The 13,821-nt window shown below is 66.9% G+C and carries 14 protein-coding genes; 4 read left to right on the top strand and 10 right to left on the bottom strand.

Features of this window, described 5'->3' with window-relative positions; translation table 11 throughout:
• The 8 genes from era to hrcA form a co-directional block, all read right to left on the bottom strand.
• Complete coding sequence (gene era / locus ON32_RS06755) at window positions 1-912, bottom strand: GTPase Era (RefSeq protein ID WP_040789615.1); 912 nt, start codon at window positions 910-912, stop codon at window positions 1-3.
• Window positions 905-1,249, bottom strand: a complete 345-nt coding sequence (locus tag ON32_RS06750) for a cytidine deaminase-like protein (protein ID WP_040789613.1) — start codon at window positions 1,247-1,249, stop codon at window positions 905-907. Before ON32_RS06750 ends, era begins: the two co-directional genes overlap by 8 nt.
• Entirely contained in the window at window positions 1,242-2,591 is a 1,350-nt protein-coding gene (locus tag ON32_RS06745) for a hemolysin family protein (RefSeq protein WP_040789611.1), read from the bottom strand. The genes ON32_RS06750 and ON32_RS06745 overlap by 8 nt, the downstream gene beginning before the upstream one ends.
• Window positions 2,588-3,136, bottom strand: coding sequence for an rRNA maturation RNase YbeY (gene ybeY / locus ON32_RS06740; RefSeq protein ID WP_040789609.1), 549 nt, complete (start codon window positions 3,134-3,136; stop codon window positions 2,588-2,590). Before ybeY ends, ON32_RS06745 begins: the two co-directional genes overlap by 4 nt.
• A 94-nt stretch (window positions 3,137-3,230) precedes the next feature.
• Window positions 3,231-4,298 carry a PhoH family protein gene (locus tag ON32_RS06735; protein WP_040789606.1) on the bottom strand — a complete coding sequence of 356 codons (1,068 nt, stop codon included), beginning with the start codon at window positions 4,296-4,298 and terminating at the stop codon, window positions 3,231-3,233.
• 274 nt (window positions 4,299-4,572) lie between these two features.
• On the bottom strand, window positions 4,573-5,313 hold the full coding sequence (locus ON32_RS06730) for a 16S rRNA (uracil(1498)-N(3))-methyltransferase (RefSeq protein ID WP_040789604.1): 741 nt from the start codon (window positions 5,311-5,313) through the stop codon (window positions 4,573-4,575).
• A 4-nt stretch (window positions 5,314-5,317) separates the two neighbouring features.
• Complete coding sequence (gene dnaJ, locus ON32_RS06725; protein WP_040789602.1) at window positions 5,318-6,472, bottom strand: molecular chaperone DnaJ; 1,155 nt, start codon at window positions 6,470-6,472, stop codon at window positions 5,318-5,320.
• Window positions 6,473-6,642: 170 nt separating this feature from the next.
• Window positions 6,643-7,674, bottom strand: coding sequence for a heat-inducible transcriptional repressor HrcA (gene hrcA, locus ON32_RS06720; RefSeq protein WP_040789600.1), 1,032 nt, complete (start codon window positions 7,672-7,674; stop codon window positions 6,643-6,645).
• 267 nt (window positions 7,675-7,941) lie between these two features.
• On the opposite strand from hrcA, the gene ON32_RS28750 reads away from it, so the two are divergent.
• Entirely contained in the window at window positions 7,942-8,121 is a 180-nt protein-coding gene (locus ON32_RS28750) for a hypothetical protein (protein ID WP_157224107.1), read from the top strand.
• A gap of 209 nt (window positions 8,122-8,330) precedes the next feature.
• On the opposite strand, the gene hemW is transcribed toward ON32_RS28750, so the two are convergent.
• On the bottom strand, window positions 8,331-9,527 hold the full coding sequence (hemW, locus tag ON32_RS06715) for a radical SAM family heme chaperone HemW (protein ID WP_040789598.1): 1,197 nt from the start codon (window positions 9,525-9,527) through the stop codon (window positions 8,331-8,333).
• A gap of 22 nt (window positions 9,528-9,549) precedes the next feature.
• Window positions 9,550-9,963, bottom strand: coding sequence for an SgcJ/EcaC family oxidoreductase (locus tag ON32_RS06710; protein ID WP_040789596.1), 414 nt, complete (start codon window positions 9,961-9,963; stop codon window positions 9,550-9,552).
• A 434-nt stretch (window positions 9,964-10,397) separates the two neighbouring features.
• Here ON32_RS06710 and ON32_RS06705 point away from each other — a divergent pair, with 434 nt between their 5' ends.
• The 3 genes from ON32_RS06705 to cysD are packed head-to-tail and all read left to right on the top strand — an operon-like array spanning window position 10,398 to window position 13,821.
• The gene (locus ON32_RS06705) at window positions 10,398-12,152 is read left to right on the top strand and encodes a nitrite/sulfite reductase (protein WP_040789594.1); all 1,755 of its coding nucleotides are present in this window, start codon (window positions 10,398-10,400) and stop codon (window positions 12,150-12,152) included.
• A complete protein-coding gene (locus ON32_RS06700; protein ID WP_085995125.1) occupies window positions 12,152-12,898 on the top strand; it encodes a phosphoadenylyl-sulfate reductase in 747 nt (248 codons plus the stop codon). Before ON32_RS06705 ends, ON32_RS06700 begins: the two co-directional genes overlap by 1 nt.
• The gene (gene cysD / locus ON32_RS06695) at window positions 12,877-13,821 is read left to right on the top strand and encodes a sulfate adenylyltransferase subunit CysD (RefSeq protein ID WP_051132936.1); all 945 of its coding nucleotides are present in this window, start codon (window positions 12,877-12,879) and stop codon (window positions 13,819-13,821) included. Before ON32_RS06700 ends, cysD begins: the two co-directional genes overlap by 22 nt.

Genomic DNA, 13,821 nt, shown 5'->3' with positions numbered 1-13,821 from the left:
TCAGAACCCCAACTTACCCAGCTGTTTCGGGTCGCGCTGCCAATCCTTGGCCACCTTCACGTGCAGGTTCAGATAGATACGGGTGCCGAGGATGTGTTCGATCTGCTTGCGGGCATTGGTGCCCACCTCCTTGAGGCGGGAACCGCCTTTGCCGATGATGATCGCCTTCTGACTGGGGCGTTCCACATACAGCAGGGCGTGTACATCGAGCATGTCCTCCCGCCCTTCCCGCGGCAGCACCTCTTCGATGACCACGGCCAGCGAATGCGGCAGTTCGTCGCGAACACCCTCGAGTGCGGCCTCCCGAATGAGTTCGGCCATCAGGGTTTCCTCGGGCTCGTCGGTGAGCTCACCGTCGGGGTAGAACGCCGGACCCTCCGGCATCTGCGCCGCGATGACATCGACGAGGACCTCGACCTGTTCCCCCTTCACCGCCGAGACGGGCACGATCTCGGCCTCCGGGCCCAGTAATCGCGATACCGCCAACAGTTGCTCGGCGACCTGCTCGCGACCTACCTTATCGATCTTGGTGACGACCCCGAGCAGCGTGGTCTTCGGGGCCATCTGCCGCACCTGCTGCACGATCCAACGGTCACCGGGGCCGATCTTCTCGTCGGCCGGGATGCACAAGGCGATCACATCGACCTCGGAATAGGTGTCGCGCACCAGATCGTTGAGTCGCTGCCCGAGCAGGGTGCGCGGTCGATGCAGACCGGGGGTGTCGACCAGGATCAACTGGGCGTGTTCGCGGTGCACGATCCCGCGAATGGTGTGCCGGGTGGTCTGCGGACGCGACGAGGTGATCGCAATCTTCGCGCCGACCAGCGCATTGGTCAGGGTCGATTTGCCGGTGTTCGGCCGGCCGACGAAACAGACGAAACCGGAACGGAACTCCCCGCCTCGTTCAGCCACCGTGGACTCCTTCGGCTATCTCGAATACCGCACCGGAACGGTCGGTGAAGATGATGCGGGCCTGGGGAGACACCTCGCGCACCGCGGCGACACCGGAGTCGGAGAACCGGCCGCCGACCACGACCGCGGCCTCGAAACCCTCCGCACCGCTGGAGATGGCGGCGGCAATCGCGGCCTGCAACGCGGTCAACCGCAGCTCCTGAAGGTCGACTGCCCCGGCGGCATAGGTGCGACCGTCGGTATCGCGGATCGCCGCACCGCTGCCTCCGCCGGTGCGGCTCATCGCCCCGCGGGCCAACACCAACAGTTTGTTGTCCTCGGCATCCAGTTCAGGCATCGTCTCTCTCTTCGTTCCGACCGGACGGGTGTTCCCGATCCGGCCCCTCATCGTTCGAATCCGCGCTCGTGGCGTCCGCCCGGTCCTGCTCGGGCGTCCGCCGCACCGTCACGGTGTGCACCCGCACCCGACCGCGTGCATCCGCACCGCCCTCCCCGCGCAACAGCAAACCGTGTGTCGTGACCTCCGCCCCGGGCAGCGGCACCCGACCCAGTTCGTGCGCCAACAACCCGCCGACGGTGTCGACGTCCTCGGCCTCGATCTCCAATCCGTACAACTCCCCCAGATCGTCGATCGGCAGCCGCGCCGACACCCGGTAGCGACCGTCGCCGAGTTCCTCGATCGGTGGGGTCTCGTCGGTGTCGTATTCGTCGGCGATCTCGCCGACTATCTCCTCCAGTACGTCCTCGATGGTGACCAGGCCCGCGATACCGCCGTACTCGTCCACCAACAGCGCCATATGGTTACGCCGCCGCTGCATCTCGTCGAGCAGGGCGTCCAACGGTTTGGAATCGGGCAAGAACACCGCCGCGCGCATCACCTCGCGCACCCGCACACTCCGACCGCGATCGGCATAGGGAACCAGATCCTTCAGATACACCACGCCGAGGATGTCGTCGACGTTCTCGCCGATGACCGGAATCCGGGAATGGCCGCTGCGCACCGCCAGCGACATGGCCTGCGCCACCGATTTGTCGGCTTCGATCCACACCATCTCGGTACGCGGCACCATCACCGCGCGGGCGGTGGTGTCACCGAGTTCGAACACCGACTGGATCATCCGGCGTTCCTCATCGGCCACCACCCCACGCTCACGCGCCATATCGACCACTTCGCGCAGTTCGATCTCGGAGGCGAACGGCCCGTTCCGAAAACCCTTACCGGGGGTGATGGCGTTACCGAGGAGGATCAGCAGCCGGCTCAACGGCCCCAGCACCGCACCGATGAACTGCAGCGGCAGACTCGCGGTCAAGGCGATCGAATAGGCGTGTTGACGGCCCAGGGTGCGCGGCCCCACCCCGATGACCACATAGTTCACCAACACCATGATCCCGGCCGTGACCAGCAGCGCCACCGTATTGCTCCACATGGTCAGCAATGCGGCGGCCAACAGCACCGTGGCGCTTATCTCGCACAGAATGCGCAACAGCACCATGAGGTTCACATAGCGCGGTCGGTCGTCGATTATGCGGCTCAACCGCGCCGCGCCGAGTCGCTCGAGCCGGGCCATATCATCGAGTCGAGCGGCGGAGATGGTGTTCAGCGCGGAATCGAGCGCCGCGAACGCACCACCCACCGGGACGAGCAGAACCGCGAGCAGCAGCAGAACCGGTTCGCTCACGCCTGCGCGTCACCCGGCGCCGTGAAACCCGCTTTCCCCAGCAGTCGAGCGTCCCGGGCGGCCAATTCGGCCCGGCGTCGCGCCTCGCGCAGACTCTCGTACCATTCCTCGAGCAGCCGGGCCTGCAACCCGAACATCTCCTTCTCCTCCTCCGGCTCGGCATGGTCGTAGCCCAGCAGATGGAGCATTCCGTGCACGGTGAGCAGCGCCAGCTCGTGTTCGAGCGAATGTCCGGCCTTACGGGCCTGGTCGAGGGCGAATTCGGGGCACAGCACGATATCGCCGAGCATGGAGGGGCCGGGTTCCGGGCTGTCCGGACGGCCCCCGGGTTCGAGTTCGTCCATCGGGAACGACATCACGTCGGTCGGCCCCGGCAAGTCCATCCAGCGCATGTGCAGATCGGCCATGGTGTCGAGATCGACGAGCACCATGGACAGTTCCGCGGCCGGATGCACCTCCATCCGATCGATCACGAACCGCGCGATACCCACCAGGTCTTCCTCGGGCACGTCCATACCCGACTCGTTGGCGATCTCGATACTCACCGGTCAAGCCTATCCGAGGCATGGTCGGCAACCCGCGCCGGAACGTCCCGCGCCGACCGTCGGCCTGCCCGGGACCACACCGCCGCCGGGCCGGTCAGCGCCGCCCCGCCCGCCCGGCCGCACGACGCTGGGCACGATTGCCCGCCATATGCGGTCCCACCGGCGGGCGGGCCGTGGCCTCGAACCGGTCGTAGGCGTCCACGATTTCCGAGACCAGTCGGTGCCGCACGACATCGCTGCTGGTGAGCTCGGCGAAATGGATATCGTCGATGGCGGACAGGATCTCGGTGGCGGCCCGCAGTCCCGACCGAGCCCCGCTGGGCAGGTCGACCTGGGTGATATCGCCGGTCACCACGATCTTCGAACCGAACCCGAGACGGGTCAAAAACATCTTCATCTGCTCGCCGGTGGTGTTCTGCGCCTCGTCGAGAATGATGAACGACGAGTTCAGGGTGCGTCCGCGCATATACGCCAGGGGCGCGACCTCGATCACGCCGGCCGCCATCAGCTTCGGGATGGCCTCCGGGTCCATCATGTCGTGCAGGGCGTCGTAGAGGGGACGCAGATACGGGTCGATCTTCTCGTTCAGCGTGCCGGGCAGGAAACCGAGCCGCTCGCCGGCCTCCACCGCGGGACGGGTGAGGATGATGCGGTCGACCTGTTTGGTCTGCAATGCCTGAACGGCCTTGGCCATGGCCAGATAGGTCTTACCCGTACCCGCGGGGCCGACGCCGAACACAATGGTGTGGGCGTCGATGGCGTCGACATAGCGCTTCTGGTTGAGCGTTTTGGGGCGGATTGTCTTACCGCGTCGGGACAGGATGTCCAGACTGAGCACTTCGGCCGGGGACTCGGCGCTGCCCTCGGTGAGCATGGACACGGTGTGCCGCACGGCCTCGGGGGTCACCACCCGGTTGCGGGCGGTCAGCGCCACCAGCTGTTCCACCACCCGTTCGGCCAGCGCCACATCGGAGGCGCGACCGGTGAGGGTGACGGTATTGCCACGCACATGGATATCGGCGTCGATCAGCTGCTCGAGTTCCCGCAGATTCTCATCGGCCGAGCCGAGGAAGGGGAATACCGATTCGGGGGCGAGCTCGATACTGGAGCGAACGGTACGCGCCGCGGGGCTTCGACTGCCGCCGGCGCCATCACCGGTCACTGGAGTGGTCTGATCGCCGATATCGCCTTGTGATCGCACGTAGTGGCTATGGCCTGCTTTCCGGTCTCGAAGCTGCTGTCACGAATCCCTCGCGGTGGACGACGGGCATCCGCGGTGATGAGGTCTTCGTTCCAAAGTTTAACGCGCGATACCGACGCCTCCCACCGAAATAACCGCGGCCCGCACCTCGGTGAACCCGGCATTTCCGCCGATGAACGAGCCGATTACCCGACGACTCCGGGGCGCGGATCGGATTCCGGCGGCCTCGGCCGGCTCACCAGCGAGAAGTGAGCGCACCCAGCGCACCGAGCGCCACCGCGGCGGCCGTGGAGGTGCGCAGCACCGTCGGACCGAGCAGCACCGCCTCGGCCCCGGCCTCGACCAGCGCGTCGACCTCGGCGTCGTCGAGTCCACCTTCCGGGCCGACGATCAGTACGACCGCCGGTGCCGCGCGCCAGGGCAGCTCGGCGAAACGGGCGACGCCCGACTCGTGCAATGCGGCCACCACCGCGCCGGCAGCCCGCGCCGAACGCACCAGCTCCAGCACCTGCGCGGTGTCGTGGAGACCGGTGACCTCCGGAATGTAAGGCCGGCGCGACTGACGGGCCGCGGCACGGGCCGCGTTACGCCACTTCCCCACCCCCTTGTCGGCCTTGGCCGCCCAGTTCGCGACACAGCGGGCCGCCTGCCACGGCACGATCACATCGACCCCGGCCTCCGTCATCAACTCTACGGCCAGTTCGGAACGATCGGATTTGGGCAGCGCCTGCACCACGGTGACCGGTGGTGCCGGTGGTTCGGCACGAGTTCGGTCGCGCACCACCAATTCCAGGCGGTCGCGTTGCGCGGCGACCACCTCGCTCGCGGCGAGCAACCCGCGCCCGTCGGACAGGGTGATCGGCTCACCCACCCGGATCCGGCGTACCGTCGCCGCGTGCCGGCCCTCCGCGCCGTCGAGGACCGCGACGGCGCCGGGTTCGGGGATCTCGTCCAGGTAGAAGACCGTGGCGGCCAATGCCTCAGCGCCCGCTGAACGAGGCACGCAGCCGGGCGAACAGGCCGCTGTTGTGCTCGGACTGCGTCGACATGACCTCGGCCCGGTCGCGCTCGCGCATGCCCTTGAACTTGCGCAGCAGATCGGCCTGCTTACCGTCCAGTTTGGTGGGGATGACGATATCGAGGTGGGCCATCAGATCGCCCCGGGCGCTGGAACGCAGCCGCGGCATACCGTGCCCGCGCAGCACCGCGATCTCGCCGGGCTGGGTGCCGGGGGAAATGGTCAGCTCGACGGGACCGTCCAGGATGGTATCGATCACCACGGTGGTGCCGAGCGCGGCGTCGACCATCGGCACCCGCACGGTGCAGTGCAGATCGTCGCCGTCGCGCACGAAGGTGTCATGCGGCTGCTCCACGATCTCCACGTACAGATCGCCCGCGTGCCCACCACCGGGACCGACCTCGCCCTGGGCGGCCAACCGCACCCGCATCCCGTTGGCGACACCCGCCGGGATCGGCGCGGCGATCTCCCGGCGCGCCCGCACCCGTCCGTCACCACCGCATTTGCGGCAGGGGTCGGGAATGGTTTCCCCGGCGCCCCGACAGGTCGGGCACGGCCGCGAGGTCATCACCTGCCCCAGGAAGGACCGCTGCACGGACTGGACCTCACCCGCGCCACCGCAGGTTTCGCAACGCACCGGCTTGGAGTCGCCATTGGTGCCCGATCCATGACACAGATCGCAGAGGATGGCGGTGTCCACGGTCAGGTGCTTGGTCACTCCGACCGCGCATTCGGCCAGGCTGAGGCGGGTACGAACCAACGAATCCGCGCCCGGCTGCACTCGCCCGCGCGGTTTGCGGGAACCGCCCGCGGCCCCGCTCATACCGCCGAAGAACGCCTCGAACACATCGCCGAGGCCGCCGAATCCGGCGCCGCTGAAACCGCCCGCGCCACCACCGGATTCCAAGGGGTCGCCACCCAGATCGACGATGCGACGCTTCTCCGGGTCCGACAGCACCTCGTAGGCGGTGGAGACCTCCTTGAACCGAGCCTGCGCCTCCGGGTCGGGGTTGACGTCGGGATGCAGTTCGCGGGCCAGTTTGCGATAGGCGCGTTTGAGCTCCTGGTCGGTCGCATTCTTACCGACGCCGAGCAGTCCGTAGTAGTCCCGTGCCACTTGAGTTCTCTAGTCCTTGGTCGCTGTCCACCGTTCCGACTGCGCGTGGCCGGCCGCATGGCTCGTTCGAGGGTTGCCGCGGCCGCACACTTTTAGTCGGGTCCACTCAACTTTATCCGGCCGGCCCCACGAGAGTAACAGCGACTCGGTATCGAACCCGATGAGGCGGGTCAGCGGCTTGCCAAAACCTCGCCGATATACCGCGCCACCGCCGCCACCGAGGCGATCGTGCCCGGATAATCCATTCGGGTCGGCCCCAATACACCCATTCCGCCGAGTACCGCTCCTTCCGCGCCGTAGCCGGTGGTGACCACCGACGTATTACGCATCTCCTCGACCTGATTCTCTTCGCCGATCCGTACCGTCACGGTGCCCGGTTGCTGGGCCGCGGCCAGAATCTTGAGCACCACGACCTGCTCCTCGAGTGCCTCCAACACCGCGCGCAGCGAACCGGGGAAACCGAAATCGGCCGCATTGCGGGTGAGATTGGCGGTCCCGCCGAGCACCAAACGCTCCTCCGGATGTTCGACCAGGGTTTCCACCAGCACGGTGGACACACGGATCAGCACATGACGCAACCGCACCGGAGCCTGCTCGGGCAGGTCCGCCACGGCAGCCGATGCCGCGGCCAATCGTTTGCCATCCATGGCGGCGCCCAGCATGGCGCGCAGGGCCGAGAGGTCCTCGTCGTCGATGAGGGCACCCAATTCCACGATGCGCTGGTCGACGCGCCCGGTATCGGTGATCACCACCAGCAGCAATCGCGCCGGATTGAGCGCCACCACCTCGATGTGGCGCACCGTCGACGCGGACACCGTCGGGTACTGCACCACTGCGACCTGCCGGGTGAGCTGGGCCAGCAAGCGCACCCCGCGGCGCAGCACATCGTCGAGATCGACGCCGGACTCCAGGAAGTTCAGAATCGCCTTGCGCTCCGCCGACGACAGCGGCTTCACCTCGGCTATCCGGTCGACGAACTGTCGGTAGCCCTTGTCCGTGGGGATCCGCCCGGAACTGGTGTGCGGCTGGGTGATGTAACCCTCGGCCTCGAGCACCGCCATATCGTTGCGAACCGTGGCGCTGGACACACCCAGATTGTGCCGTTCCACCAGCGTCTTCGACCCGATGGGCTCCTTGGTTGCGACATAGTCTGCGACGATCGCCCGCAGGACCTCGAAGCGCCGATCCTCGGTGCTCGACATCGGCCGCACCTCCTCGCTGTCCTGTACGCCGTCACGGTTTCCCGGCGCACCACTTCCTGCCAACTCGGCCCTCGGACCACCGAGTTCTGTATTCAGTCTAAATCCGCGCGACCCATCTTCCAGGCCACATGCCTCCCACCTCGTGACAGCGTCGGGCCGCTCACAACGGAATCCAAAGTGTGCGGGGGAATTCCGGGCGCCCGACGAGCCGTTCCGCGCCGCCGCAAGACCGACCCGATGGGCCGAGGAGATGGGGCGCAAAGCCCAATGATTCCGGTCGCTGCACGGTCGGGTGCAGCAGCTGTCGGTACGCAGACCTCCTACGACAGCGTCACCGTAACGATCGACAGCAACGGCGTGCCCACCGCTATTCGTTTCACCGAGGGAATCCGGCGCAAGAGCCCCACGGCATTGTTCTCCGCAGTGCGGCATTGTTCTCCGCAGTGACGGACTGTCCATCGGCTCCCGGCCCCTTTTCCCGGGCGAGGCGGCGCAGCCGTATCGGGGAACGATGCTGCCGCACGATTTCCCGCCGCCCTACGACGCCGTGGCGTGCGCGTACTCCGCGATCGAGTCGTCGTTGTCCTGATCATCCGCTGCGACACCGCTCGTCGATCGGGAATCGGTTCCTCGGTGCGGACCGGTGATCGGTCCGATCAGGCGAGTAGCCGCCGGACCACCCCGTCGGCCAGCAGTCGTCCGCGATCGGTGAGGATCAGACGCTCCTCCGATATGGTCGCGAGCCCGTCGGCGACCACTTGTTCCGCGGCGGCGGCACCCGTGGCGTCGAGGTCGCCCAGCGGCAGGCCGGTGCGGAGCCGAAGGGCGAGCATGACCCGTTCGAGGTAGCGGTCCGCGTCGGTGAGCGCTTCCCACCCCGCCGCGGGCAGCCCCCCGCGGGCGACCCGGTCGGCGTAGCGGGCCGGGTGTTTGACATTCCACCAGCGCACCCCACCGAGATGGCTGTGCGCGCCGGGGCCCGCCCCGAGCCAGTCGCCACCGTCCCAGTAACCGAGGTTGTGCCGGCAGCGCGCGGCGTCGTCGACCGCCCAATTCGACACCTCGTACCAGGTGAGACCGGCCGCCGCCAGGCGGGCGTCGATCCGTTCGTAGCGGGTGGCGAGAACATCGTCGTCGGGTGCGGGGAGTTCGCCGCGGCGCACCCGCCGGGCCAGCGCGGTGCCGTCCTCGACGATGAGCGAATAGGCCGAGACGTGATCGACACCGGCGTCGAGTACCGCGTCCAGGCTCGCGTCCAGGTCGCTGTCGCGTTCGCCGGGGGTGCCGTAGATGAGGTCGAGGTTGATGTGCTCGAAACCGGCCGTGCGGGCCTCGCGGGCGGCGGCGACGGCCCGACCGGGAGTGTGGGTACGGTCGAGAACGGCCAGCACGTGTTCGGCCGCCGATTGCATCCCCAGCGAGATTCGGGTGAACCCGGCCGAGCGAATGCGTTCGAAGAAGGCCGGCGAGGTCGACTCCGGGTTCGACTCGGTGGTCACCTCGGCATCGGCGGCCAGGCGGAACTCCGCACGTACGGCCGCCAATACCGAGGCCAGCCCGTCGCCTCCGAGCAGCGACGGGGTACCGCCGCCCACGAACACCGTCGCCACCTCCGGAGTGGGGGATGGTAGCCGCTCGAACGCCCGGGCCGCCTCGGCCAGCTCCCCGCGCAGCGCCTCCAGCCAGGACTGCGGCGAGGAGGAGCTGCCCAGTTCACCCGCGGTGTAGGTGTTGAAGTCGCAGTAACCGCACCGAGTGGCGCAGAACGGCACATGCACGTAGATGCCGAACGGACCGCCGCCGAAGTCCCGCAGGACCGGGGTCTCGGAATCGAGCGAGGGCGCGGAAGTCACCCGTCCAGTGTGAACGGCCGGTTCAGTCCGCCACCACCTGGGTGTTCTGGTTGGCGGTGAGCAACCACCGACCGTCCTCCTTGGCCATGACATACAGCGGGCTGCCCTCGGCACCCACGGTGGCGCCGGTCACATCCACGTACCGTTGGCGCACCTTCACCGCCGCCACATCGGGACGAATGAACAGCACATGCTCGACCTCGTAGCGCGGCAGCGCGTCCGGGCTCATGGCACCGGGCAGCACCTTGGCGGTGAATTCGGCAATGGCGTCCCGCCCGAACAGGCGTTTGCCGTGGGCGGTGGTCCAGATGGCATCGGCGCGGAACAGGTTCACGAAATCGCCGACCAGTTCGTGGCGCTGAGTGTGCTCCACGGCGGCGATAACGTCGTGGATCGCCTTCAGTTCCGCGGCGGTATCGGCAGGTTCGTACCTCATGGCGCCGATTCTCGGACCTCGAGTGCACTCGAGGTCAAACCCGAGCCGGGACGCTCGGGGGCCGGAACAGGTCACACACAGAGCTCCCCAGCGAAAATATGACAACTGTCACATATTTTTTCGGCCTTCCAGGGAATTTCCCGTGATTTTGCGGGAAATATCCCATCCGCCGCCGAAGCGCCCCCTCTGACGTGGCAGAATGGGCCGCATGCGCGCATCGGGAGTTCGACTTGTGGCACGACGCCACGTCGATTACAAGCGCGTCTGCAGCGCCTGCTGTCTGTCCGGTTGCACCCGGTAGCTCAGCTGCGCCCCGTTCTCGGTCCCTCGGCGACACCTGTCCCCAGGACCCCGGCCGCGCTGACACCGTGGCGTGAGATCAGCCCCCCACGCCGACCGCACGGACGTACCACAAACCCCAGCAGGAGCAATTCATGACGTCGAGCACCGACGCCGATACCACTGCCGCGGCAGATTCTCCGGCTCGTCCGGCCGCCGACCGCCCCGCCCGCACTCCCCGGGCCCGTACCGGCAAACCGGTGCGCCGCCGCGCCGAAGGCCAGTGGGCCCTCGGCTACCGGGAGCCGCTCAACCCCAACGAACAGTCCAAGAAGGACGACCACCCGCTCAACGTTCGCGCCCGGATCGAGAACATCTACGCCAAAAACGGTTTCGACAGTATCGACAAAGGCGATCTGCGCGGCCGTTTCCGCTGGTGGGGCCTCTACACCCAGCGCGAACAGGGCTATGACGGCACCTGGACCGGCGACGAGAACATCGACCTGATCGAAGCCGAATACTTCATGATGCGGGTCCGCTGCGACGGCGGCGCGCTCAATGTCGAACAGCTGCGCACCCTCGGTGGGATCTCCACCGAATTCGCCCGCGATACCGCCGACCTGTCCGACCGGGAAAATGTCCAGTACCACTGGATCGAGATCGAGAACGTCCCGGAGATCTGGCGCCGCCTGGAATCGGTGGGTCTGCAGACCACCGAGGCGTGCGGCGACTGCCCGCGCGTGGTGCTGGGCTCCCCGTTGGCCGGCGAGTCCCTGGACGAGATCCTCGACCCCACACCCGCGATCGAGGAGATCGTGCGCCGGTACATCGGCAAGAAGGAATACGCCAACCTGCCGCGCAAGTTCAAGACCGCGATCTCCGGCCAGCAGGATGTGGTGCACGAGATCAACGATGTGGCGTTCATCGGGGTGAACCACCCCGAGCACGGACCAGGCCTGGACCTGTGGGTCGGCGGTGGCCTGTCCACCAACCCCATGCTGGCCCAGCGGGTCGGCGCCTGGGTGCCGCTGGGCGAGGTTCCGGACGTCTGGGAAGCGGTGGTCTGCCTCTTCCGTGACTACGGCTACCGCCGTCTGCGCTCCAAGGCGCGGCTGAAGTTCCTCGTCAAGGACTGGGGTATCGAAAAGTTCCGGCAGGTGCTCGAGGACGAATACCTGAAACGCAAGCTCATCGACGGCCCGGCACCGGAGCGGCCCGCCAAACCGATCGACCATGTGGGCGTGCAGCGGCTGCGCAACGGCCTCAACGCCGTCGGCTTCTCCCCCATCGCCGGGCGGGTCTCGGGCACCGTGCTGACCGAGGTCGCCGATGCGGCCGAGCGCGTGGGATCGGACCGGATCCGGTTCACCCCCTACCAGAAGCTGGTGATTCTCGACGTCCCCGACGACAAGGTCGAGCAGCTGATCGCCGAACTGGAACCGCTGGGTCTGCAGGCCCGTCCCTCCATCTGGCGACGCAATCTGCTGGCCTGCACCGGGATCGAGTTCTGCAAACTGTCCTTCGTCGAGACCCGCAAGCGTTCCCAGGTGCTGGCACCCGAGCTGGAACAGCGGCTGGCCGATATCAACGCGCAGCTCGACGTGCCGATCACGATCAATATCAATGGCTGCCCCAACTCGTGCGGCCGATCGCAGATCGCCGATATCGGCTTCAAGGGACAGCTGGTCGACGACGGCGACGGGAATCAGGTCGAGGGCTATCAGGTTCATCTCGGTGGCAGCCTCGGCCTCGACAGCGGTTTCGGCCGCAAACTGCGCCAACACAAGGTGACCAGCGCCGAACTGGGCGACTACATCGAGCGGGTGGTCCGCAACTTCGTCAAAAACCGCCACGACGGTGAACGGTTCGCGCAGTGGGCCGTTCGGGCCGACGAAGCAGACCTGCGGTGATGGGAGATCCAACTGTGACAACAGCGACATCCGACCGGCGACCCGCGAAGCTGCCGGTCGACGAATTGCGCGCTCTCGCGGAGAAAGGGGCCGCCGAACTCGGTCCCGACGCCTCCGCGACGGACCTGCTGCGCTGGACCGACGAAACCTTCGGGGCCGGCTATATCGTGGCGTCGAATATGCAGGACGCGGTGCTGGTGCATCTGGCCGCCCAGGTGCGTCCCGGCGTCGATGTGCTCTTCCTGGACACCGGATATCACTTCGCCGAGACCATCGGCACCCGGGATGCGGTGGAAGCGGTGTACGGGGTGAACGTGATCAACGTCCGGCCCGAGCACACCGTCGCCGAACAGGACGCGCTGCTCGGCAAGGACCTGTTCGCCCGGGACGCCAACGAATGTTGCCGACTGCGCAAGGTGGTGCCGTTGCGGAACTCGTTGACCGGCTACAACGCCTGGGTCACCGGTATCCGTCGGGTGGAGGCCCCCACCCGCGCCAATGCGCCGCTGATCTCCTTCGACGAGGGATTCGGCCTGGTCAAGATCAATCCCATTGCCGCCTGGTCGGACGACGCCATGGCCGAATACATCGATGAGCACTCCATCCTCGTCAACCCCTTGGTGGAGGAGGGATATCCGTCCATCGGCTGCGCTCCGTGTACACGGAAGCCGGAGCCGGGTTCCGATCCGCGCAGTGGCCGGTGGGCCGGCCTCTCGAAGACCGAATGTGGGTTACACGCATCATGACCGAAGTCACCGAACGTACCCTCGGCATCACCGATTTCGACACCCTCGCCGCGCTCGAGTCGGAGGCCATCCATATCTTCCGCGAGGTGGCGGGTGAATTCGAACGCCCGGTGATCCTGTTCTCCGGCGGCAAGGACTCCACCGTGCTGCTGCACCTGGCGCTCAAGGCATTCTGGCCGGCGCCGCTGCCGTTCGCGCTGCTGCACGTGGACACCGGACACAATCTGCCGGAAGTGCTCGAATTCCGCGATCATGTGGTCGCCCAGTACGGTCTGCGGCTGCACGTGGCGAGTGTGGAGGAGTATCTCGCCGACGGACGACTCACCGAGCGCCCCGACGGTATCCGCAATCCGTTGCAGACCGTGCCGCTGCTCGACGCGATCAGCGAGAATCGTTTCGACGCCGTCTTCGGCGGCGGCCGACGCGACGAGGAGCGTTCCCGCGCCAAGGAGCGGATCTTCTCGCTGCGTAACGCCTTCGGTCAGTGGGATCCGAAACGGCAGCGCCCAGAACTGTGGAACCTGTACAACGGTCGGCACGCGCCGGGCGAGCATGTGCGGGTGTTCCCGCTGTCCAACTGGACCGAGCTGGACATCTGGCGCTACATCACCCGGGAGAACGTGGAACTGGCCACCATCTACTACGCGCATCGGCGGCCGGTGTTCCAGCGCGACGGTATGTGGATGACGCCCGGGGTGTGGGGCGGTCCTCGAGAGGGTGAGGTCCTCGAAACCCGGTCGGTGCGGTACCGCACCGTGGGCGACGGCTCCACCACCGGCGCCATCCTGTCCGACGCCGCCACCAATGAGGCCATTCTGGCCGAGGTCGCCGCGTCCCGACTGACCGAACGTGGCGCCACCCGTGGGGACGACCGGGTCTCCGAGGCCGCCATGGAAGACCGCAAGCGAGAGGGTTACTTCTGA

It is taken from the genome of Nocardia paucivorans NBRC 100373 (genome assembly GCF_000308675.1).
Lineage (GTDB): Bacteria > Actinomycetota > Actinomycetes > Mycobacteriales > Mycobacteriaceae > Nocardia > Nocardia paucivorans.
This window is presented reverse-complemented; position numbering and strand designations above follow the sequence as displayed.